17 protein-coding genes are annotated in these 20,235 nt (G+C 68.4%); 5 read left to right on the forward strand and 12 right to left on the reverse strand.

What is annotated here, in order from left to right; all coding sequences use genetic code 11:
- Nucleotides 1-58 precede the first annotated feature (58 nt).
- On the forward strand, nt 59-3,676 hold the full coding sequence (locus tag HTS88_RS04440; protein WP_174175894.1) for a TM0106 family RecB-like putative nuclease: 3,618 nt from the start codon (nt 59-61) through the stop codon (nt 3,674-3,676).
- A 13-nt stretch (nt 3,677-3,689) separates the two neighbouring features.
- Here the strand turns inward: HTS88_RS04440 and HTS88_RS04445 are convergent, their stop codons facing one another.
- The 3 genes from HTS88_RS04445 to HTS88_RS04455 form a co-directional block, all read right to left on the reverse strand.
- Entirely contained in the window at nt 3,690-4,025 is a 336-nt protein-coding gene (locus HTS88_RS04445; RefSeq protein ID WP_174175896.1) for an acylphosphatase, read from the reverse strand.
- A 110-nt stretch (nt 4,026-4,135) separates the two neighbouring features.
- The gene (locus tag HTS88_RS04450) at nt 4,136-5,056 is read right to left on the reverse strand and encodes a pullulanase X25 domain-containing protein (protein ID WP_174175898.1); all 921 of its coding nucleotides are present in this window, start codon (nt 5,054-5,056) and stop codon (nt 4,136-4,138) included.
- 254 nt (nt 5,057-5,310) lie between these two features.
- Complete coding sequence (locus HTS88_RS04455) at nt 5,311-6,375, reverse strand: adenosine deaminase (protein ID WP_174175900.1); 1,065 nt, start codon at nt 6,373-6,375, stop codon at nt 5,311-5,313.
- Between the two features lie 48 nt (nt 6,376-6,423).
- Here HTS88_RS04455 and HTS88_RS04460 point away from each other — a divergent pair, with 48 nt between their 5' ends.
- Together HTS88_RS04460 and HTS88_RS04465 are read left to right on the forward strand one after the other, a co-directional pair.
- The gene (locus HTS88_RS04460) at nt 6,424-8,955 is read left to right on the forward strand and encodes an excinuclease ABC subunit UvrA (RefSeq protein WP_174175902.1); all 2,532 of its coding nucleotides are present in this window, start codon (nt 6,424-6,426) and stop codon (nt 8,953-8,955) included.
- 217 nt (nt 8,956-9,172) lie between these two features.
- Complete coding sequence (locus HTS88_RS04465; protein WP_174175904.1) at nt 9,173-9,823, forward strand: LysM peptidoglycan-binding domain-containing protein; 651 nt, start codon at nt 9,173-9,175, stop codon at nt 9,821-9,823.
- Nucleotides 9,824-9,973: 150 nt separating this feature from the next.
- On the opposite strand, the gene HTS88_RS04470 is transcribed toward HTS88_RS04465, so the two are convergent.
- A complete protein-coding gene (locus tag HTS88_RS04470; protein ID WP_174175906.1) occupies nt 9,974-10,561 on the reverse strand; it encodes a hypothetical protein in 588 nt (195 codons plus the stop codon).
- 156 nt (nt 10,562-10,717) lie between these two features.
- Here HTS88_RS04470 and HTS88_RS04475 point away from each other — a divergent pair, with 156 nt between their 5' ends.
- Entirely contained in the window at nt 10,718-11,638 is a 921-nt protein-coding gene (locus HTS88_RS04475) for an MSMEG_6728 family protein (protein WP_174175908.1), read from the forward strand.
- 3 nt (nt 11,639-11,641) lie between these two features.
- A complete protein-coding gene (locus HTS88_RS04480; RefSeq protein ID WP_174175910.1) occupies nt 11,642-12,502 on the forward strand; it encodes an SDR family oxidoreductase in 861 nt (286 codons plus the stop codon).
- A gap of 53 nt (nt 12,503-12,555) precedes the next feature.
- On the opposite strand, the gene HTS88_RS04485 is transcribed toward HTS88_RS04480, so the two are convergent.
- The 8 genes from HTS88_RS04485 to HTS88_RS04520 all read right to left on the reverse strand — a co-directional run bounded on the left by HTS88_RS04485 (nt 12,556) and on the right by HTS88_RS04520 (nt 20,235).
- A complete protein-coding gene (locus HTS88_RS04485) occupies nt 12,556-13,608 on the reverse strand; it encodes a metallophosphoesterase family protein (RefSeq protein WP_174175912.1) in 1,053 nt (350 codons plus the stop codon).
- A complete protein-coding gene (locus tag HTS88_RS04490) occupies nt 13,605-13,820 on the reverse strand; it encodes a hypothetical protein (protein WP_174175914.1) in 216 nt (71 codons plus the stop codon). Before HTS88_RS04490 ends, HTS88_RS04485 begins: the two co-directional genes overlap by 4 nt.
- Nucleotides 13,817-14,092 carry a hypothetical protein gene (locus tag HTS88_RS04495; RefSeq protein WP_251423760.1) on the reverse strand — a complete coding sequence of 92 codons (276 nt, stop codon included), beginning with the start codon at nt 14,090-14,092 and terminating at the stop codon, nt 13,817-13,819. Before HTS88_RS04495 ends, HTS88_RS04490 begins: the two co-directional genes overlap by 4 nt.
- A gap of 59 nt (nt 14,093-14,151) precedes the next feature.
- The gene (locus HTS88_RS04500; protein ID WP_174175918.1) at nt 14,152-15,930 is read right to left on the reverse strand and encodes a glycosyltransferase; all 1,779 of its coding nucleotides are present in this window, start codon (nt 15,928-15,930) and stop codon (nt 14,152-14,154) included.
- On the reverse strand, nt 15,927-17,210 hold the full coding sequence (locus HTS88_RS04505; protein WP_174175920.1) for a polysaccharide biosynthesis protein: 1,284 nt from the start codon (nt 17,208-17,210) through the stop codon (nt 15,927-15,929). Before HTS88_RS04505 ends, HTS88_RS04500 begins: the two co-directional genes overlap by 4 nt.
- Nucleotides 17,207-18,019, reverse strand: coding sequence for a glycosyltransferase family 2 protein (locus HTS88_RS04510; RefSeq protein WP_174175922.1), 813 nt, complete (start codon nt 18,017-18,019; stop codon nt 17,207-17,209). The genes HTS88_RS04505 and HTS88_RS04510 overlap by 4 nt, the downstream gene beginning before the upstream one ends.
- Before the next feature lie 12 nt (nt 18,020-18,031).
- Complete coding sequence (locus tag HTS88_RS04515; protein WP_174175924.1) at nt 18,032-19,123, reverse strand: hypothetical protein; 1,092 nt, start codon at nt 19,121-19,123, stop codon at nt 18,032-18,034.
- Between the two features lie 116 nt (nt 19,124-19,239).
- Nucleotides 19,240-20,235, reverse strand: coding sequence for a glycosyltransferase family 2 protein (locus HTS88_RS04520; RefSeq protein ID WP_174176038.1), 996 nt, complete (start codon nt 20,233-20,235; stop codon nt 19,240-19,242).

Genomic DNA, 20,235 nt, shown 5'->3' on the forward strand with positions numbered 1-20,235 from the left:
GCCAGGGGATCCGCCTCCGGCCTGGCAATGACAGCCCGGCTGTCTATGGGGAGGCCCCGTGTTCTTGCTCGAAGCCGCAGCGGCCGGCGCGCCGCCGGACCTGGTGTTTTCCGCCAGCGACCTCGTGGCCGCCAGCGAGTGTGAGTACCGCACGCTCCGGATCCTTGACGAGAAGCTGGGCCGCGCCCCCAAGGCGGAGTTCCCCGCGGACGAGATGCAGGTCCGCGCCGGCGAGCTGGGCGACCGGCACGAGCAGACCGTCCTGGCCAGCCTGGTTGCACGGTACGGAGAGTGGGATGCCAGCCGCGGCGCCGGCGTCTATTCGCTCGAACGCGGCCCGAACCTGCGCGGGGACCTGCAGGCCAGGCACGCGGAGACCGAACTCGCCCTGCGGTCCGGGGCGGACGTGGTCTTCCAGGCCACCTTCTTTGACGGGGAGTTCCTGGGTTACGCGGATTTCCTGGTCAACGAGGCCGCGGGCACAGGCAGCCCGGGCCGGTACGAGGTCTGGGACACCAAACTTGCACGGCACGCCAAGGTGGGCGCCCTCCTGCAGCTTGCGGCCTACGGCGACCAGCTGCTCGGGATGGGGCTGGACCCCTCGCCGGTGGTCACCCTGGTCCTGGGGACCCGCGTGGGCGGGGACTGGCTCCGCAGCAGCCATTCCCTCCCGGACCTGTTGCCGGTGTTCCGTGAACGGCGCCGGCGCTTCCGCGAGCTGACCGCGGAGCACAGGGCAGGTGAGGCCACTGTGCAGTGGCAGCAACCGGGGATCGTCCACTGCGGCCGGTGCGACTACTGCGCCGGGCAGGTCCAGGCGCACCGGGACCTGCTGATGGTGGCGGGAATGTCCGTGGTGCAGCGGAAGAAGCTGCACGCGGCAGGCATCACCACCATTGATGAACTGGCGGCGATGCCTGCCTCGGACGCCCGGAATTCCGTGGTCCGGCTGCGGGCCCAGGCGCGGATGCAACTGGGGCTGGACGCCGTGGCGGGGTCCCGGACCTTCACCAAGGACGGCGGGCCCCACACCGTCTCGTTCACCGTCCTGCCCGACAACACCATAGGGTTGCTCCCACCGCCCAGCCCCGGGGACATCTTCTTCGACTTCGAGGGCGATCCCCTCTGGCAGGATCCCGCCACCGGAGCCTGGGGCATCGAGTACCTGTTCGGCGTGGTTGAGGCGCCGGACGCGGACCACCCCGGCGATCCTGTGTTCCGCCCGTTTTGGGCGCATTCCCGGTCCGAAGAGCGCCGCGCCTTCCTGGACTTCCTCGGGTACGTGGAAGAACGCCGCGCCCGCTTCCCGGACATGCACGTCTACCACTACGCCGCCTATGAAAAGACGGCCCTCCGCAACCTCTCGCTGGCGCACCAGGCCGGGGAGGACACCGTGGACTCCTGGCTGCGGGAAGGGCTGCTGGTGGATCTCTACGCCACGGTCCGGCAGTCGCTGCGCATCTCTGAAGCGTCCTACTCCATCAAGAAACTGGAACCGCTGTACATGGGCAGCAACCTTCGCTCGGGTGACGTCAAAGACGCCGGTGCGTCCGTGGTGGCCTACGCTGCCTACTGCGCGGCCAGGGAAGCGGGGGATCACACCGAAGCAGGCAAGGTCCTGGCGTCCATCTCCGACTACAACCAGTACGACTGCCTGTCCACGCTCCGCCTCCGGGACTGGCTGCTGGACGTCGCCGGGCAGGCCGGCGGAGCGGAAGCCAGCGAGGCCGGGGCCCGCCGGCCAGCGGCGGCAGGGGAAGCGGCTCAGGAAACCGATGCGCCTCAGGAAACTGCTGAGGAAGCCACGCTGCGTGAATACCTGGCAGGCCTGCCGGAGGACCGGGCCTGGACTGACGACGAACGCGCCATCGCCATGGTGGCCGCCGCCACCGGCTACCACCGCCGGGAACGCAAGCAGTTCTGGTGGCAGCACTTCGACCGGGTCGAGGCACCGGTCGAGAACTGGGCGGACCAGCGGAACGTGTTCCTGGTGTCGTCGGCGGAGGTTGCCTCGGATTGGGCGCTGGCCAAACCCCGGGAACGGATGCGGACCCGCACCCTCCGGCTGCGCGGCACCATGACCGAAGGCTCGGATTTCCGCGCGGACTCCACCTGGTGCCGGCTCTACGACGCGCCGCCACCGGAAGGCATGGCTGCCCCGGATGCTGCGCCCGGCGCACGGGCCTTTTCGTTCGGCACGAGGATCAGCGACGTCGCCCCTGCGCCTGACAACCCGGAGCACACCATCATCACCGTTGCCGAGCGGGAGACCGGAAAGGTGGCCGCCTACCCGCATCTTCCCGTCGCCCTGACCGAGGACCAGCCGCTGGCCACCACCAGCATTGAGGCTGCCATCGCCGAGCTTGCCCGCACGGTTGGTTCCTACGTGCCGTCACTGCCGGCCCACCCCGGCCTGGACATCCTGCGGAAAAAGGCCCCGCGGTTCCGCACGCTTTCCGGGCCGGTGGAGGTGCGCCATGGCACCATGGGCCCGCCGGATTACGCCGCCTCCATCACGGCGTCCCTCCGGGATCTTGAGTATTCCTACCTGGCAGTGCAGGGTCCTCCCGGAACCGGAAAGACGTACGTGGGCGCCCACGTTATCGGCAGCCTGGTGGCTGAGGGCTGGAAAATTGGCGTGGTGGGCCAGTCGCACAACGTGGTGGAAAACCTGCTCTGCCGTGCCATCGACACGGGCGGGGTCTCCCCCTCGTCCGTGGCCAAGAAGCTCGCTGCACCACACGACGTCCCGTGGACCCGGACGGGAGACGGCGACGTCGCCCAGCTGCTCGCATCCGCCGGCGGCTGCCTTGTGGGCGGAACCGCGTGGACCATGACGGGCAAGGAGGTCCCGGCCGGCTCGCTGGACCTCCTGGTGGTTGACGAGGCCGGACAGTTTTCGCTGGCCAACACCCTTGCCGTTGCGCGGGCGGCCAAGCGGCTCCTCCTGCTCGGTGATCCGCAGCAGCTCCCCCAAGTCACCCAGGGCGCCCACCCGGAGCCGGTGGATGAATCGGCGCTGGGCTGGCTTGCCGCGGGGCACGCCACCCTGCCCGCGAGCCTTGGCTACTTCCTGGCAGACAGCTGGCGGATGCATCCGGACCTGTGCCGTGCGGTGTCACGGCTCAGCTACGAAGGAAAGCTGCAGTCCGCACCGGCGGCTTCGCTGCGCAGCCTCGAGGAGCTGCCGCCCGGCGTCGAGACCGTGTTCGTGGAGCACTCCGGCAATACCACGGCATCCGTGGAGGAGGCCGCTGAGGTGGTTCGTCAGGCGAAGCGGCACCTGGGACTGAAGTGGAAGCCTGGTGCCGAGAATGAGTTCCGGCCCCTCGGTCAGCAGGACATTTTGGTGGTGGCCGCCTACAACGCCCAGGTCCACCTGGTCCGCAAGGCACTGGAGGAAGCCGGCCTGCCGCAGGTCAGGGTGGGCACGGTGGACAAGTTCCAGGGGCAGGAAGCACCCGTGGTACTGGTGTCCATGGCGTGCTCGGCCGTGGCTGAAGCACCGCGGGGAGCAGAGTTCCTGCTGAACAGGAACCGGGTCAATGTTGCCGTCTCACGGGGGCAGTGGCGGGCAGTGATCATCCGCTCCCCTGAGCTCACCAGCTACATGCCGCACCGGCCCGCGGCCTTGGAGGAGCTGGGCGCGTTCCTGGGCCTTAGCCCGCGCCCCTGACGGGAAATGCCGGTCAGTGGGCCCTGAACCCGCGGAAGTTGCCCTGCGCTGCTGAGAACGAGTCCTCAACCCGCTCCACCCGGCCGGGGGTGTTCCGGGACTTCAGCCAGTCGAGAAGCGCCCGGACCTGCGGCTCGGAGCCTTCGGCAACCACGGCGACCGAACCGTCACTGAGATTCCTTACTTCGCCGGCCAGGCCCAGTTCCTCCGCCTTGCCCATGGTCCGGAAGCGGAAGCCCACTCCCTGCACCATGCCGGAAACGCGCGCCTCCAGCCGGACCGTGCCCGCCACAGCGTCATTGTCCGGGGCATCAGGCGCCCCGGATGGCGGCCCTGCGTGCCTCGCCATGGTGCCTCCCCTAAATCAGCGCCCCCCTGCCCAACTAGGTAGCAGCAGGTGTCGTTCTGGGCCGCCAAAACGACATCAGCTGCTACCTGGTTGGGCGGAAGGACAACCCGTTAGTTGATGGTGATGTCGCGGGTGCTGTGGTTGTAGCGGATGGTGACGGTACCGCCGGCGTGGTGCAGTTCGTGGTTAGGGCCGTCGAACGCGCCGAAAGCGCCATAGTTCTCATCCCAGGAGCGGTTGAGGGCGATCTTGAAGGTGTAGAAACCGGCAGGCAGTTCGGCGCTCTTCTTCCAGATCTGGTCCAGGAAGTCGAACTCCATCTGGGCTTCGTCGTACTGCGGCGCCCAGTTCTCGGGAGCACCCAGGATGGTGTTGAAGTCGCCGGCTACAGCCACGGCCTCAGGCTGGGGGTGCGTCTCCACGTCCGGGCCCTCAAAGGACTCTGCGAGTGCGGGTGCGGCAGCTTCCTCAGTTTTGGCCGGGGCCTTGCCCTTGCGGACAGCCTTCACCACGGGTTCGACGGCGTCCTCGAGTACCTTGGCTGCCTTGCCAACGGCGGCGGCAGCCTTCTTGGCAGGCGTCTTCTTGGCAGGCGTCTTCTTGGTGTCCGTGGCGGCAACTGCCGTTTCGGGAACCGCGGTGGTCTTTCGGACGAAGCCCTCGGGAGCGGTGGGAACCTGGACATCCGCGGGGATGGGCGTGCCGGCGTCGAGGGCGCTGGCGAAGGAGACAGCGTCCGGGAAGGCAACCGTGGCGCGCATGCCTTCGTCAGTGATGGTCCAGCCGGAGCGGCCCTTGACCAGCCAGCCGGCCTTGACCAGCTTTGCGGTGGCCGAGGTGAGCGTCTTGTGGCCGCGGGGAATGCCGCCGCTGAGCAGCTCGGCCTCATGCTCGTTGAACGGCACCCGGGCCGTTGCCTCGGCGAGGACCTGGCCCGCGTTCAGTGCATCGCCGGACCACACACCTTCGGTCAGGACATCCAGCACGGTCTTGAGTCGAAGGAAGGTGTTTTCTGCGGTGGACTTGGCCATGATTCCCCTTTATAAAAGCGATCGGTCTTAGGCATCTTGCCAACTGCCCGTTAAATCGCGCGACTTGAAATGGTTAACACTGCGTGTCGTGACCGACTATTAAGCGGACGTCCCAACAAGTGAGGCTGAGGTCTCGGGAAACGGGCTGGCTGCACAACCCTTGAGCGCTGACATGGGTGCCGCACTGCACTTCCCAGACACGCCTGCGGCACCCAGTTTAGCGGTATGACGGCACTGCTGTTGCCTCGGACACGTTACGCGTGCGCCACGTCCCCGCCATTCAGTTCGTCGAGCAGCTCGGCCTTCCGCTCCTCGGAGGCAAACGACGAGTGGATGGAGTTCGCGGCGAGCCTGGCCTTGTCGAAGTCGGAGAGCTCGAAGACCGCCCCAAGCTGGGCAAAATTGTCATCCACATAACCGCCAAAGTAGGCCGGATCATCGGAGTTCACGGACACGTTCAGGCCGGCCGCAAGCATGGCGGGAAGGGGATGGTCTGCCAGGGTGTCAACGGCCCGGAGCCGGACGTTGGAGAGCGGGCACACCGTCAGCGGGATGCGCGCATCCACAAGGCGCTCCACCAAATCCGGATCGTCCATGCAGCGGATGCCGTGGTCGATCCGCTCCACGCCCAGGATGTCCAGGGCCTCGATTATGTACGACGCCGGCCCCTCCTCCCCCGCGTGGGCGGTCAGCCGCAGCCCTGCCTCGCGGGCTTTTGCATAGAGCCGCTCGAACTTGGACGGCGGGTTCCCCACCTCGGCAGAATCCAAACCGATGGCAGCAATCGGAGCGTTCATGGCCAGCAGGCCGTCCAGGACCTCCAGCGCGGATTCCTCGGAGAGGTCCCGCAGGAAGGCCGCGATCAGCAACGTGGAGATCCCGAACTCCTCCTGCGAGGTGGCCAGGACGGACGCAACTCCGTTGACGCACGTTTCCAGCGGGATGCCCCGCGAGAGGTGCGCCTGCGGGTCCATCATGATCTCGGCATGCCGCACCCCTCCGGCAGCGGCCCGCTCAAGGTAGGCGCGGGTCATGTCGGCGAAGTCCTGCTCCGTCTGCAGCACGGCCATGTTGGCGTAGTACAGGTCGAGGAATGACTGCAGGTCCGTGAACTCGTACCTTTCCCGGAGCTCGTCGAGGCCTGCATACGGGAGCGCGATGCCGTTCCGCTCCGCGAGCGCGAAGATCAGCTCCGGCTGGAGGGTTCCCTCAATGTGCAGGTGCAGCTCGGCCACCGGAAGGATCCTGGCGGGGACTTCCAGCTCTGCTGCGTCCAATTCTGTTTCGGGCACGGCAGTGCCGCCGGCAAGGTTATCCATCGGGTCAGGATAATGCCCCGCGCCGGAATCACCACTAGAGTCGGACCAATGCAGAACGCTAAGCACGCTGATGACCTGCAGTACCCGGTTCCGGCCCCCGCCACCGACGGCTTTGTCCGGGTTCGGGGAGCCCGCGAAAACAATCTTCGCAACGTGGATGTGGACGTCCCCCGCGATGCGATCGTGGCGTTCACGGGCGTCTCCGGGTCCGGCAAGTCCTCCTTGGCGTTCGGTACCATCTATGCCGAGGCCCAGCGGCGCTACTTCGAATCAGTCGCCCCGTACGCCCGCCGCCTGATCCAGCAGGGGCACAACCCCAAGGTGGAGATGATCAGCGGGCTTCCGCCCGCCGTCGCCCTTCAACAGCGCCGCGGCGCTCCCAGCAGCCGGTCCACCGTGGGAACCGTCACCACGCTCTCCAACTCCCTGCGCATGCTGTTCTCGCGGGCGGGCACGTACCCTGCCGGCAGCACGCAGCTGGACTCGGATGCCTTCTCCCCCAACACCGCTGCCGGCGCCTGCCGGGAATGCCACGGCCTGGGCGTCGCGCACACCGTGACAGAGTCCTCGCTGGTCCCGGATCCGTCCCTGAGCATCCGGGACGGCGCCATCGCTGCCTGGCCGGGCGCCTGGCAGGGGAAGAACCTGCGGGACATCCTCACCCACCTGGGCTACGACGTCGACGTGCCGTGGCGCAAGCTGCCCAAAAAACACCGTGACTGGATCCTCTTCACCGAGGAACAGCCCGTGGTGGAAGTAACACCGCAGCGCGACCGCGTGGCCAAGCCCTACAAGGGGCGGTTCTGGAGCGCCAGGAGCTATGTCCTCCATACGCTGGCCGATTCGCAAAGCGCCTCCATGCGTGACCGCGTACTGGCCTACATGGAGTCCGGGCCGTGCCCCCGCTGCTCCGGGACGGGGCTGGTGCCCGAGGCCCTGGCCGTCACGTTTGCGGGCAGGACCATCGCGGAACTCAACGGGCTCCCCATGGTGGAACTCGCCGAGGTTGTCCGGCCCACCGCGGTATTGGACGACGCCGGCACGGCCTCCCGCACGCAGCTTTCCGGAGAGTCCAATGAGGTGGCGGTGGCCATCACCCGGGACCTGCTGCAGCGCATCACGGTCCTGCTGGACCTCGGGCTAGGCTACCTGGCGCTCGGCCGGGCCACCCCCACCCTGTCGCCGGGCGAGATGCAGCGGCTCAGGATTGCCACCCAGCTGCGCTCCGGCCTGTTCGGGGTGATCTACGTGCTGGATGAGCCGTCCGCCGGGCTTCATCCGGCGGACGCCGAGCCGCTGCTGGAGGTGCTGGAGCAGCTGAAGTCCTCCGGCAACTCGGTGTTCGTGGTGGAGCACAACATGGATGTGGTCCGCAGGGCGGACTGGCTGGTCGACGTGGGCCCCCGCGCCGGCGAAGGCGGCGGCGAGGTGCTCTACAGCGGGCCGGTTGACGGCCTCGCCGCGGTTGAGGAATCCGTCACCAGGCCGTTCCTGTTCGACGACGGCGCATCCGTCCCGGGCGGCGGTTACCGTGACGGCGGGGCCAGGGAACCGGAGGAATGGCTGGAGCTGAAGGACATCACCCGGCACAACCTGCGCGGGCTGGATGCCGAGTTCCCCCTGGGCGTGCTGACGGCTGTCACGGGGGTGTCAGGCTCCGGCAAGTCCACGCTGGTGAGCAAGGTCCTGGGCGAGGCTGTCGGCTCCGGGCTCAGGACCCCCGTGGAACAGGACGGCTCCGCGGAGCCCCTGGAGCTGGGAAGCGTCCTGGGCGGCCACCGCATTGACCGCCTGGTGACGGTGGACCAGAAGCCCATCGGCCGGACCCCGCGGTCAAACCTGGCCACCTATACCGGGCTGTTCGACGCCGTCCGGAAGGAATTTGCCGCCACGGAGCAGGCCAGGGCCCGCGGCTTCGGCGCCGGTCGGTTTTCCTTCAACGTGGCGGGCGGGCGCTGCGAAACCTGCCAGGGCGAGGGGTTTGTCGCCGTCGAACTGCTTTTCCTGCCCGGCAGCTACGGCCCGTGCCCGGAGTGCGCCGGGTCCCGCTACAACCCTGAGACCCTAGAGGTGCAGTACCACGGCCAGAACATCGCCGAGGTCCTGGCCATGACCGTGGACGCCGCATCCGGGTTCCTGGCCGCCGTGCCCGCCGCGGCCAGGAGCCTCAAGAGCCTGCGGGATGTCGGCCTGGGCTACCTGCGGCTGGGACAGCCGGCCACAGAGCTCTCGGGCGGGGAAGCGCAGCGCATCAAGCTGGCCACGGAGCTGCAAAGGGCACAGCGCGGGCACAGCCTCTACCTCCTGGATGAGCCCACTACCGGCCTGCACCCCGCCGATGTGCAGCTCCTGATGGCCCAGCTCCATGGCTTGGTGGACGCCGGCAACTCGGTGGTGGTTGTTGAACACGACATGGCCGTGGTTGCCGGCGCCGACTGGGTCATTGACCTCGGCCCGTCAGGAGGGGACAAAGGCGGCCTGATCATGGCAACCGGGACGCCTGCCGCGGTCGCCCGTTCCACCGAAAGCCGCACCGCCGCGTACCTCGCAACCGCCCTCGGTCAGGGAACCACCAGCTAACGCCCAGAAACATCTCGATTTGATAACGCCGGTGCAATGTCCTAGCGTGAAAAGCATGCCCGCTGCTGGCGGGCCCCATGAATGCCCGGTGCTGCCTTCACCACAACTGCCCAGCAGGCAGCTACCGAAATGACCTCTATTCGTCAGGGGCGGGCAGTGGCGCGATGATCTCCGGGGACGGAAGCAGCGCAGGTGGCCTTCAGGAGCATCACCCATCATGAAAAACACCAAATTCCGCACTGCCGCACGCCGCGGAGCCACCGTAGCCGCCATCTCCGCGGCAGGACTGGCCCTCTCAGCCACGGCGGCAAACGCCACCACCAGCACCTCCACGTGGGATGCGCTGGCACAGTGCGAGAGCGGCGGCAACTGGTCCATCAACACCGGCAACGGCTACTCCGGCGGCCTGCAGTTCAGCCCCACCACCTGGGCTGCCTACGGCGGCACGGGTTCCGCCGCTGACGCCAGCCGCGAGCAGCAGATCGCCGTAGCCGAGCAGGTCCAGGCCTCGCAGGGCTGGGGCGCCTGGCCCTCCTGCTCCGCCCAGCTGGGCCTGAGCGGCAGCGGCACCGGCGTAGCGCCGCAGTCCGTTCCGGTCCAGAGCGCACCAGTGCAGGCGGCTCCGGCGCAGGCCGCACCGGTGCAGCAGAGCGTGCCCGCCGAGCAGGCAGCCCCGGTTGCAAAGCACGTGACGGCCGTGGCCCTGAGCGGAGAGACCTACACGCTGCAGGCCGGCGACACGTTGAGCATCGTGGCGGAGAAGCTGGGGATCGAGGGCGGCTGGCAGCATCTTGCCGACGCCAACCTTGACACCATTGCGGACCCCAACGTTGTGTTCGAGGGACAGGTCATCCAGCTTCCGGCCTAGTGGCTGTTGAGGCAGCTGCCCTTCGGGGCACCAAGATCAGGTCGGCGATAGACAAATTCCGTTGACCAAATACGACGCCGGCACACCCCCACGAGGGGATGTGCCGGCGTCGTTCTTTAACGCTTGTAGAGCCGCAGCCCGGACGGGGCGCTATGCGGCGGCGGGGAGTTCCCGGACGATCCGCACCTTCCAGGCTGAATCGTCGCTGGTGTCCAGCAGGGCGACTGTGCCGTGGGCGAGGTTGAGGGCGACGCGCTTGGCAGCGAGCAGCTCAAGGTAGAGGTGCTCGTTCATCCTTGCGGGGGTATCGATCATGTACTTCACGGCGTCGCGGACCTTGCGGTAATTCGCGCTGCTTTCGCGGTGCTTGTGCAGCTCCAGTGCAGAGCGCTGCTTCAGCCGCGGCTCGTGCCGGTTCAGCCAGGTGACGGCGGCGTGGACGGCAACCACAAGGGTGAGCGAAACGCCGTAGATCCACCACCCGCTCGAGAGCAGGAACAGCGGCAGGTTTCCAATGGCCACGATGGCGATCACAATGCGGAGCGCGGCGATGCGGCGCATTGTGAGGGCGACCGCGGCCATGCCGTCGCGGAAGCGGTGCTGTTCCTTGCGGGCGGCGGCGGGATCAATGGTGAACTCGTCAAGGACGAGGATGCCCTTTGCTTCCGGGCCCAGCATCTGCCCGTAGCGGGGCAGGGCGGGGGTGGTTGCGGTGGTTTTTTCAGGTGTTGATGTCATGAGGGAGCTTCCAAAACGCTGGGGTGGTTGGGGTGATCTTAGTGGGTGGAGAGCACCGTCGTATGCATAGGTCCACTATGTGAACATCCTGGCCGTGTACATGTGGTCCGTGGCACTGCAATTGGCACATCCGCCAGGTGCCGTCAGACTGAAGGGATGCAAACCTTCCTCCCGTACCCTGATTTCCGGCAGAGCGCCGCTGCCCTGGACACCGCCAGGCTGGGCAAGCAGCGGGTCGAGGCGCTGCAGACCCTGCGTGCCTTGGTGATTCCCGGCTACGGATGGCAGACCCACCCGGCCATCCGGATGTGGATGGGGTACGTGCCTGCCCTCACCATGTACGGGCTGGCAATGGTTGACGAGTGGACCAGGCGCGGGCACCCGGACAACACCCGCGCCAACATTGCGGAGTTCGCGCCGCAGGCAGCCCACCCGGACTATGCGGCGAAGATCCCCATGCCGCCGTGGCTTGGCGACCCGGATTTCCACCTGAGCCACCGCTCCAAGCTGGTCCGCAAGGAACCCAGGTTCTACACCCCGGTCTTCGCGGATGCGATACCGGAGATGGATTACGTCTGGCCCGAGCCGCGGCACGAGTTCCTGCCACAGGAGCCCGAGGGTGAGATCCTGTGGATCCTGAGGTCCCCGCACGACGACGTCGATCCCCAGACGCTGGATACCGTGGCCCTTCCACCGGTGAACGGGAGCCCCGCTGCCGCCGCTGATGCGCCGGGCGCGGACGGGGACTACTCCCCCGTGTTCGTCGAAGACGGGTCCCGGCGCCCGTCCCGCCAGTCACGCAAGGCACCGCCCAAGCAGCTGGTGAAGAAGCCCACCCGCAAGCGGCTGGCGCAGGAGGAGGCCTTCTCCACGCTTCCCGGAAAGACGCCCGTTGCCGTCCCGTTCGAGCACGGTGCGAAGTTCGCGGTGGGGCAGGTCGTCGGCCGGCCCATCACGCTGGAGGACGGCAGGTTCGGCAGGAACTTCACGGTCACCGAAGTCATCGACCGTTCTGCGTTCACCTACCCGGCGCTCCTCCAGGACCCGCGCGTGTTCTTCCCGGTGGAGGCACCGTAACCCATGACCATCCTCCTCGCCGGCTGTGGCGACCTCGGTACCGAAGCCGGGCTGCGGTTCCACACCCTGGGCCACCGCGTGGTTGGCTGGCGCCGCTCCCCCTCGAAACTGCCGGCCGCCATCGAAGGTGTCGCGGCTGACCTGGGCGCACCCGGACTGCCGCCGGTTCCCGCCGACACCACCGCCGTCGTCATAGCCGTCGCTGCCGATTCGCCCTCCGAGGACGCCTACCGCGCAGCCTATGTGGATGGATCCGCCCACGTCCTCGACGCCCTGGAACGCGACGGTGTGCAGCCGGGCCGGGTGCTCTTTGTTTCCTCCACGGCCGTCTACGGCGATGCCGGGGGCGGCTGGGTGGACGAAGACACCCCGACTGCGCCGGGCGGGTACTCCGGACGGGTCCTGCTGGAAGCCGAGCAGCTCATCCGGGACCGGTTCAGGGGCACGGACACCACGGCAACGTCCCTCCGGCTGGGCGGCATCTATGGACCGGGACGGACCAGGTTAATCGACCAGGTCCGCAGCGGTTCCGCCGTTGTTCCCGGGGATATCCGGTACACCAACCGCATCCACCGGGACGACGCCGCTGCTGCCATCGTCCACCTCGCCACGATGGCCGCAGGCCTGGCACCGACCTATCTTGGCGTGGACAACGATCCCGCCGATCTCGGTACGGTACTGCGCTTCCTCGCCACGGAGATGGGCCTCCCCGAACCCCCGGCGGGTGATGCCGGGCCGGCGCGGGGCGGCAACAAGCGCTGCCGCAACAGGCTCCTGCGCAGCACCGGATTCGCGTTCACCTATCCTTCATTCCGTGAGGGCTACCGGGCCGTCCTCGCCGGCACCGGGGTTCGCCACCCCTAGCTTCCGCCCGGCAGCGGGCGCCGGCGCATTGCTGCAGCCGGCGCTGGCGCTGCTCAGCCGGCGTCGGGACGCCAGTACCGCAGGCCGCCGCTGGTGCCGCCGCCAGGGGCGACGTCCACCACGGCAAACGGGAACACCCGGCGGTCGGACTGGTCGGGCCCGCGGCCGCGGACGTCAGAACACCACGTGCCGGTGTTGACGTACCGGGTAGGGCGGGACCCGAGCGCCGACTCCAGGGCCCGGTGGGTGTGGCCCGAGATGTACCAGGCCACCCCGGAACCGTGCGCCTCAAGGGTACGTGCCACCCGGACCGCCGAGGCAGGAGGCTTCCCGACGGCGGCACTCCGCCCGGCAGCCGCGAGCGCCATGCGGGTCGCGGCCCTCGGAAGCGCCGACACGGTCCGGAAACGGGACAGGCGCGCCAGGTCCCGGACGGCAACCCCGTCGAGCCCCAGCCGGAACGACTCGGCCTGCAACAGCTCTGCGTAGGCGGGCTCCCGCACGCGGCGTTCCGCACGCTCGGACGCCAGGCAGGCCTGGGCCACCGCCCCGGCACGTCCCAGGCGTGACCTCGACTGATCGGCGTTCCAGGCGGCGAGCGGGGGAAGATCCAGCCCGTCGGTGCCATTGACCGCAGTGCGGAGAATGTCGGGTATCCGGTGCAGTGCGTGGTGCTGGTGTCCATGCTCGGCCACCAGCACGCCGGGGACATGCAGGAACCACGGGTGCACCTGGACACGCGCGGGCTCGGCCGGTGACAGCAGGGCCGCCAGGCGTGCGGCCACCGAGGGGCGGGCCAGCTCAACGTCGTGGTTGCCGCACACGAAATGCAGCTGCACGCCGCGTGCGGCACACTCCTGCAGCGCCTCGAACGTGCCGGGATGGCGGGCGCGGATGGCCTCAAGCCGGGCCACGCTTCCGTCACCGCTGCAGCCGGTCAGCTCGAACGTGTCGCCGACGAACGCGACGTTCTGCTGCGGACCGGGAGCCGCGGGCACCTCGCGCCGCAGGAACCCGGCCAGCACCCTGCCGGGATACCGGGGGTCCTGGTCCGTCACATCCAGGTGGAGGTCGCTGAGGAGCCGCCACCGCGCTGCGCCGCTCATACAAGCAGTCCCAGCACGCGTGGAAGGAACAGGATCACGTACACCACCCACATGGCGGCGACCACCCTGGGGCCCACTGTCCGGCCGAAGATCCTGGGACGGGCGGGCTGCCCGGTGCCCGGCTGGGTGCGCCCGACCTCAAGCGCGACAAGGGTGAAAAGCAATGCTGCGGCCCCGAGCAGGCCCGCCAGGTCGATCACCACATCGATCATGATGACGCCTCCGTCCGCGCGCGGGCCAGGCAGGCGAGGACGGTGATGGCGCCCATGGTGACGACGCACGCCTGCCACGACCACACAGCAAGGTAGAACATCGCCGTGGATACCGCCGTGAGCGTGGCGAGTCCGAGCGCCAGGACGAGCAGGGCGCCGAGCGCGGCGTCGGTCACCGGCGTAAGCCGCGCCAGGGCCTGCCCCGGCAACAGGACCAGGACGGCCGTCGCCGTCACGGCCTGCAGCGGTGTCGGCAGCCCGACAAGTGTCACCAGCGACAGAACCACCGCCGCAAGACCGAGCGCCAGCGTGAACCGGCTGACGCTGCCGCTCATGGCGCCACCCGGTACGCGCGTGCGTCGTCGTTGCCGAAGACGAATTCCACGCCGTTCTGTGCTCCCAGCCAGTCCTCCAGTTCGGCGAAGCCGCGCTCGCTGGTGGCGCCCTGGAGCACAAGGCTAGCCTCTGACGAGCGCGTGAGCAGCAGGACCGCACCGGCAGGGTTGTGCCGGGCGTAGTTGTAGACGAGGGGGCCGCACACCTCCGCTGACAAGTCCGTTTGGCACAGTTCGTCGATCGTCCGGTATTTGTGCTCAAGGTAGGAATCGCTGCGCCACGGCGTCGGGTGGGCGGCCGAGATGATTGCGGAGCCTGGGGGCGCCAGGCGCTGCGCGGCGGCGACGGCGGCCATCTCGCCGTCGGTGAAGACGTCATACTGGGCGTTCCCGAAGCGCCCCGTCACGGTCAGCAGGGCCAGCATGGAGCAGGTCAGGGCAAGCCCGGCCGCGGCGCCGGCGGAGGGCCGCCAGCCGCGATGCCTGGGAAGCAGGACCGAGCAGGCCTGGACCGCGACAAAGGGCAGCGCGAACAACGAGACCCGGATGAGCATCTCCCCGCCGTAGGCCTGCGCGGGGAAGAGCACCAGTGGGCTGACCGCCAGGAGGACCACACGGATGTCCAGACGCCCCCTGCGCCAGTCGCGCAGGGCTCCCGCTGCGGCGAGCAGCCACAGTACAACGGTGAGGGCCATCCGGACCTGGACCACGACCAGGTGTCCGGCGGTTCCGCTCACGCGGTCGACGACGTTCGCCTCGGCCGCGGCCAGCAGGCCAGCGTCCTCGAGGGGCGGGTGCCCCACGAGGTATGCACTGGCGGGGTAGACGAGCCAGAGTGACAACAGGACAGCGGTGATCAGGGGCAGTCGGCTCGGCCAGACACGTCCGCTCAGGGTGAGTGCGATCATGGCGATGAGCAGCATGAACGGCGTCAGTTGGTGGCTCGCGCAGATGACAGCGACGAGCAGGATGACCACCGCGATGGCGCTTACCCGGTGGGCCTGCCGCGGCTCAGCGGGCGATCGCTCCCTCCACCACCATTCCAGGGCCGTACGTTTGAAGCCTGCGAAGACCGGGGTCCGTGCGGCCAGGGGCCCGACGAGCAGTGCGATGACGACAAGGTACAGGAAGAAGCCGAAGGCCTGGGGCGACAGGTAGTCCTGGTCCTGCCAGTTGCCGAGGCAGAAGAGCCAAAGCGCCAGCCACCGACGCCGCGGATCGCGCGTCAGATAACGTGTCAGCACGCCCATGGCAGCGAGCCACAGACTCATGTTGAAAACCGGTGCCCACAGGGCAACGGCGACCGGGTCGAGGCCGGTCGCCCCCAGGATGGTCGCCAGGAGGGCGAAGAAGCCCGGCCAGTTGAAGTAGGCGTCAATGTCAGGGTTGATCCCCTGCGTCGTGGAAAGGGCGTCGGCGATGCCGAGGTGTCGGAAAGCGACCTCCCCCCGCGGGATGTCCGTTACGAAGGCTGCGGTCCCGAAGAGCATGAGCACAAGCACCGCGATGAGCCAGAGCATGACCGGGCGCCGTGCCGGGCCCGCGTCGTCACCCCGCAGCGCGACGGCGAAGGCGACGTTGAGGAGCACGACCCCCACCCAGAACGGGTAGGGCAGCACGGCGAGGAGCCCAAGGTCGCTGTCAACGGGCACCGCCACGGTGGACGCGGCTCCCGCGGCGAGAGCCAGCGATGCGGCGCCCGCCACAGCGCATCCCACGTCGCGGGGCTTCCAGCGACGCCCGGTGCGGCTGGGGGCATCAAGCGTCCTGGTCATCCTGCGTCCTGTTTGACTCGCCGGAGGACGGCGACCAGCCGGATGCCGGCCGCCGCTGCACCGGTGGACAGCACCACCAGCCACGCCAGCGCCATGGCGCTGGCTCCACTCCCGGCGGCCAGCAGGGCCGCGGCGCAGAGCGCGGTTCCAAGGGTCATGCCGACAATGATCGCCTCGGCGTACCGGCCGCGGGCCCTGCACACGGCGTTGTAGGCCTGCAGCACGGCGTAGGCCAGCAGTCCGGCAGCCAACAGCCGCAGGGCATCCGCGGACGAGTCGGCGTAGCGCTCGCCCATCAGGCCGAGCAGCGGGCGGGCAAAGACCACCAGGACGACGGCGGCCAGGCCCCCTACGGCGAGCGACCACCGGAGGCTCGCCCAGGTGGTGGCTACCAGGCGGTCCGGCTCGCGGACACCTTCGGAAAACTGGACGATGCCCATCAGCATGGGAGCGGTGTAGGCGGCCCAGGCCATCATCCAGGCGGGATACCAGTAGGCAGCGGCCTCCGGCGACACCAGGTGCGCGAGCAGGAGCGGCAGCAACAGCCCGGGGGCACGTTCGGTGAGCGTCAGGATCTGGTTCGGCAGGCCCAGTGCCAGCAGTGAACGGCCTCGCGCCGCCCGCAAGGTGGGCCTCGGCCGGTAGCCGACCAGTCTTCGCAGCTGGACGGCTCCCACAACGCACGCCACGGTGGTTCCGAGCGTCCAGCAGGCCATCAGCACGTCGGCGGAGGCGCCGTGCGCCCGCCAGGCCACGAGCCCTGCGGCCCCGAGTGCCACCCCGCCGCCCAACGCGTACCTTGGGGCCGCGCTGGCACCGCGTCCCAGCGCCACGAGCGCCTGGTCCAGCACGATGACCAAGGTGCCGGTGACGGCAGCAACGAGGAACGTGAGCCAGAAGAGAACCGACAGGGACGCCGTGTCCGGCGTCACGGCCGCCTGCAGCACAAGGTAGCCAAGGGCCAGCCCCGTGCCGGCCACCCCCACGATGGCGAATGCGGCGTCCAGCACCCGCGCGGGCGGCTCTCCGCGCCCCACCGAGACGATCACGGCGGACCCTGCACCCAGCACCGCGAGCTGCGTGCAGAGCATCACCGCCGAGACCGCGGCCATGGTGAGCCCGACTTCACGGTCGGACGTGGCACGGGCGGCCACGACCCAAAAAGCGAAACCTGCGCCTGTCTGGGCGGCTTTTGCGATGACGAGGCCGAGCGAGCTGCGCAGGGCGGAGTGCCGGACGGTTGAGGCGTTCGTCTCAGCTGTCCCCCGCCCGGCCCTCACGACGCGAGACCCCGCGCCAGGCCTGCATAGTTGTACCAGCAGAAGGCAACGTAGTAGCGCAGCCACCGCGGCTGGCCCGCGGCAAGGCTCAAGGCGCTGCCCCGGACTGCCGCTGCGGCGGGCAGCAGCGCAAGCCTCGCACCGCGCCAGCCGTGCTTGCGGATCATCTTTCCCAGGCCGGTTCCGTCCATGAGGAACTGGTCCAGCGCGAAGTCGAAGTCGTCTGCGGCGAAGCGGTGTTCCACCATCACACGCTGCGACACAGCCGTCCGCAGGCCAGAGTCCCGCATCCGCCAGCGCAGCTCGATGTCCTCACCCGACTTGAACGAGTCGTCGAAACCCACACCCAGCATCAGTTCCCGGTCAACGAGCGTGGCGACGAGCCCGAACCAGTTGCGGCTGCGCCCGGTCCGATGGTGGTGTGCGAGCGCCTGTCCCCAATATCCCGGTCCGCCCACACTCTCCAACCCGGCCTGGAGCGCGTCATAGCCGCCCTCCAGCAGCTCCTTGAGCAGGTCGGCGACCCCCGTGGGCCCGAACACCACGTCGGAGTCGACCAGCAGGACCCAACGGGTGCCGCTGTTCCGCACACCAAGAGTTCGAGCCCACGGCAGGCCGCGGCCCTCGTCACTGACCACCCGGGCGCCGGCCGCGCGGGCGATGGCGACGGTGGCGTCCGTGGAGCGTCCGTCCACGACGATGATCTCGGCGACCCCCGACTGGCGCAGGGCCTCCAGGCACCGGGGCAGCATGTGCTCCGCGTTCCGGGCAGGGACAACCGCGGTGACCTCGGCAGGACTGTGATCCACGGTGTCCGCCCCCTAGTCCTGCTCGTCGAGGACCGACGGCAGGAGCTGTTCCAGATGCCGGACAATGTCGTCCGATGCCTCGTCTGCCGTGTACGCCGAGGGTACCTGCAGCAGGTGGCACGGCCGTCCGTCGAGTGCCTTGCTCAGCACGACCCCTTTGGCCGCGAAGTGCTCCCGCCACGGGACAACGGACGTGGCCGCCAGGCCGGTCACAACCTGTTGCGAGAAACCCGCCATCTCGATATGGAAGTTGCCGATCATGCGGTCGACCATCCAGTCGGCCGTCCGTTCGACAATCCGGGTCCGTGAGCCCTCGAAGCGCTCGACGTACACGGCGGCCGCAAGGGGGGCCGAGGTGGTGACTTTCCGTCCTGGGAACGCGGTCTCCGCCGTCACCATGCGGTGCTCCGGCGACCACCGGCGGGAGAAGTCGGCAAGGCGCGGATAACGGATGACATACGGGTGCACGATCGTGGTGAGCCGGCCGACGCCCTGCGAGAGCTGCGACGGCACGAGGGGCTTCCGGACACCTTCGAACAGGTGCGGGTAGATGGCCCGGTGATGGGGTTTGATGAACATCGGCTTTGCGTAGCCAAGCAGCGTGGCGTCCTCGGCGAGGAAGGCCCAGTCGTCGCCCATAAAGGACCACCCGTCGCGGCGCATCAACTTGGCGGCGGTGCTCGTTTTGCCGGTTCCCCCGGCGGCAGGAAGCGCGATGGCCTGGCCCCGGTAAGCCATCGTTGCCGCGTGGATCATGGCGGCTCCCCGGCCGATCATGGCGGCGTCCAGGACGGGTACCACGGAGGTCAGCAGCTCGCCCGCGCCGTGGATGCGCCACTGTTCTCCGTCCCTCACCACCTGGACCCTGTCGGCATTGAAGCGGACGCTGTCTTCCGTGTAAGCAAGCTCGTGCTCGAGCAGGCCGGCATCAGGCATCGGCTCCGGCTGGTCATCGACGACAATGTCGGCCGGCCGCTCGGCGTCTGTGGCGAAACAGGCCAGCATGCTCCGGAGCTGGTGGGCTGCCGGCGCCTTGGCGTCAACGCGGATCGTGACGCGGCCGTGGATATCGAAGTGCAGTGCGTTGGTCTGCGATGTGCGCATTGTCGTCCCCTGTCTGGGTGGTGTCGGTCAGATGATGTGGACGGCGCCGGCCGTGTCCACGGTGTCCGCGGTGGCGTAGCGGAAGCAGGTGGCCCCGGGTGGGCCGGTGGCGACGTTCACTGCACCTCCCGCCACTGGCTGACCCCGGCAAGGACCGGCGGGTCCAGGGGGCGTCCGGGAAAGTGCGCAAGATGGCGTCCCCGGAAGTAGCCTGCGGAAGTAAAGGCCACGACCGCCACCACAGCGGCCGCGCGGCCAAGGCCGGCCGGATCGCCACGGCTCCAGTCCCTCATCCCCGCAAAGATGGCCCGGGGCAGGATTCTGCGGACGTACCTGCGCTCGGGGCCCAACGCGCGTTTGTGCCCTACGATGTGGCTGACCTGGGCCTTGGAGATACCTTCCGACCAGGACCTCGAAAGCATGTAACGGACCGTTCCCCTGCTGGCGGGTACATGGTGGCGCACCAGCGCTGCCGGCTCATAAACAATGCGGCACCCGGGGGCCCCCATCTTCGACCGAATGCAGATCTCGGTTTCCTCACAGCCCAACGGGATGGAGCCGCGCCGGCCCAGGGTGAGGTTGAAACCGCCCACCGTCCTGATGACATCAAGCCGGAACGACATGTTGGCACCAATGACGTTCCTGACCTCGGTTGCGACCCGCGGCAAGCCCCGGTGGCTGCAGCCAACGATCCAGTCCAGCTCCTCAGCAAAGTAGCCGGGCCGGCCCGCCTCCCAGACAGGTTCCACCCGGCCGCCTACTGCGAGAACCTCGGGATCGTCGTACAAGGTGATCAGGCGTTCCAGCCAGTCGGGCGCAGCCTCTGCATCATCATCGAGGAAGGCGACGACGTCTGAATCCGCCAGGCCCACGCCCGTGTTGCGTGCCCCGGAAAGTCCACGGGGGCCGGTGTTCCTGACGACGGTGACGTCATCGACGGTCCTGGATAGTTGTTCGAAGAGTTCCTCGTTGTGGTCAACAACCACGAAGACTTCGTTGGGTGCCCAGGTCTGCAACCGGAGCGAATCGATGACGTCCAGCAGCCACACCCAGCGTTCGGCCGTGTACGCGCAGATGATCACGGTGACCGTGGGGAACACAACATGCGACAT

Origin of the sequence: Pseudarthrobacter oxydans (genome assembly GCF_013314975.1) — a bacterium.
Lineage (GTDB): Bacteria > Actinomycetota > Actinomycetes > Actinomycetales > Micrococcaceae > Arthrobacter > Arthrobacter oxydans.

What these genes read in the sequence shown, in the direction of transcription:
- HTS88_RS04445 (WP_174175896.1), bottom strand. Translation starts at nt 4,025, where the DNA reads ATGGCGAGGCACGCAGGGCCGCCATCCGGGGCGCCTGATGCCCCGGAC.
- HTS88_RS04450 (WP_174175898.1), bottom strand. Translation starts at nt 5,056, where the DNA reads ATGGCCAAGTCCACCGCAGAAAACACCTTCCTTCGACTCAAGACCGTG.
- HTS88_RS04455 (WP_174175900.1), bottom strand. Translation starts at nt 6,375, where the DNA reads ATGGATAACCTTGCCGGCGGCACTGCCGTGCCCGAAACAGAATTGGAC.
- HTS88_RS04460 (WP_174175902.1), top strand. Translation starts at nt 6,424, where the DNA reads ATGCAGAACGCTAAGCACGCTGATGACCTGCAGTACCCGGTTCCGGCC.
- HTS88_RS04465 (WP_174175904.1), top strand. Translation starts at nt 9,173, where the DNA reads ATGAAAAACACCAAATTCCGCACTGCCGCACGCCGCGGAGCCACCGTA.
- HTS88_RS04470 (WP_174175906.1), bottom strand. Translation starts at nt 10,561, where the DNA reads ATGACATCAACACCTGAAAAAACCACCGCAACCACCCCCGCCCTGCCC.
- HTS88_RS04475 (WP_174175908.1), top strand. Translation starts at nt 10,718, where the DNA reads ATGCAAACCTTCCTCCCGTACCCTGATTTCCGGCAGAGCGCCGCTGCC.
- HTS88_RS04480 (WP_174175910.1), top strand. Translation starts at nt 11,642, where the DNA reads ATGACCATCCTCCTCGCCGGCTGTGGCGACCTCGGTACCGAAGCCGGG.
- HTS88_RS04485 (WP_174175912.1), bottom strand. Translation starts at nt 13,608, where the DNA reads ATGAGCGGCGCAGCGCGGTGGCGGCTCCTCAGCGACCTCCACCTGGAT.
- HTS88_RS04490 (WP_174175914.1), bottom strand. Translation starts at nt 13,820, where the DNA reads ATGATCGATGTGGTGATCGACCTGGCGGGCCTGCTCGGGGCCGCAGCA.
- HTS88_RS04500 (WP_174175918.1), bottom strand. Translation starts at nt 15,930, where the DNA reads ATGACCAGGACGCTTGATGCCCCCAGCCGCACCGGGCGTCGCTGGAAG.
- HTS88_RS04515 (WP_174175924.1), bottom strand. Translation starts at nt 19,123, where the DNA reads ATGCGCACATCGCAGACCAACGCACTGCACTTCGATATCCACGGCCGC.
- HTS88_RS04520 (WP_174176038.1), bottom strand. Translation starts at nt 20,235, where the DNA reads ATGTCGCATGTTGTGTTCCCCACGGTCACCGTGATCATCTGCGCGTAC.